At 57.1% G+C, this 1,500-nt stretch carries 2 protein-coding genes; both read left to right on the forward strand.

The window, feature by feature from the left end:
- Positions 1-240: ABC transporter permease (locus tag AKN84_RS44245; RefSeq protein ID WP_430649981.1), on the forward strand; the 240-nt coding region annotated here is incomplete at its 5' end.
- 49 nt (positions 241-289) lie between these two features.
- Positions 290-1,500, forward strand: a 1,211-nt coding sequence (locus AKN84_RS44250; RefSeq protein ID WP_202814732.1) for an ABC transporter ATP-binding protein, incomplete at its 3' end; no start/stop codon positions are given.

Genomic DNA, 1,500 nt, shown 5'->3' on the forward strand with positions numbered 1-1,500 from the left:
CTCGTGCCGTCGCTCGTGAGCGCTGCGTTTTTTGCGTTTTTGCTATCCTTCGATGAAGTCGTCATTTCGTGGTTTCTTGCCGGTAAAGGCACGATTACTCTGCCGGTGAAAATGTTCAGCGCCATCGAGTGGGAGGTGTCGCCGGTGATAGCCGCGGTGTCTACCTTGCTAATGGGAGTTTCGTTGTTCGTTTGTATCGTGGCGATCGCGACGAAGAGATCAACCCCGATTGATAGTTGATTGTTGAATAGGACAATTCGGTTGGCCACATAAGGGGACGCAGCACTACATGATGCCTCATATCAGGAAAGAGGAAACCGTTGACGAGTTTCAGTCGCGCCGGGAGTTGGACCATGTACTCGATTGGCGGGCGTTCGCCGGCCACTCACACCGTTTTGCTAATGGAGTGACCCGGATGCAGAACGGCGCCGGCCTTGACGTTGATCTTGCCCATGGGATCGCCCTGAAGGGTGTATCGAAGATGTTCGGCCCGGTGGCGGCCTTGCATCCGACCAACCTCATCGTGGAGAAGGGGGAATTCCTGACCCTGCTTGGTCCGTCAGGCTCGGGCAAGACGACGCTGCTCAACCTGATCGCAGGTGCGATTGGACCGACAACCGGGGTTATTCTCCTGGACGGGCGCGACATCACCCGGATGCCACCGCGGGAGAGGGACATAGGGATGGTATTCCAGAATTATGCCCTGATGCCGCATATGAGCGTCTTCGAGAATGTGGCTTATCCATTGCGTGCCCGCCGCCATCCCTGCAAGACGATCCGCGGCAAGGTGATGGAGGCTCTCGATCGCGTCGGCCTCCGCGGCTTTGAGGATCGCAAGCCGCGCCAATTGTCCGGCGGTCAGCAGCAGCGCGTCGGAATTGCGCGCTGCATCGTCTATTCGCCTGCCATCATCATGATGGACGAGCCGCTGGGTGCGTTGGACAAGAACTTGCGCGAGCAGATGCAGGGCGAAATCAAGCGTCTTCACAAGGACCTGGGAACAACCTTGATTTACGTTACCCACGATCAGGAAGAGGCTCTGAACATGTCGGATCGCATCTGCCTGATGAGGATGGGCGAAATCGCCCAGCTTGGGACGCCGGATGAATTGTACTTCAAACCTTGCAATCGCTTCGTGGCAGAGTTCATCGGTGAATCGAATCTGATGAGCGGACGAATGGAGGCGGGTGGTCGGATGGTGATCGCCGGCGATCGTTCCATCACTGTACCTGACGGCAGATGGAGCGAGGGATCTGAGTGCCTGGTTATGGTCCGACCCGAAAGAGTGCGGATCTATGCCATCGATGAGAACGTCAAAGAAGACGTTAATGCCTTGACTGGGGAAGTCCTGTCCATTTCGTTCGTCGGCGGCATGACCCGCGTGACCGTCGAGACGGAGAACGCTCTGAAAATTACGGCCAAGATGATATCTGGCCTCGCCGAGTCAAGGCCCGCGCCGGGAGCGCGTGTGCGCGTTTGTTGGGCTTCGTCCGATGTAGT

Source organism: Bradyrhizobium tropiciagri (assembly GCF_001189845.1).
Lineage (GTDB): Bacteria > Pseudomonadota > Alphaproteobacteria > Rhizobiales > Xanthobacteraceae > Bradyrhizobium > Bradyrhizobium tropiciagri.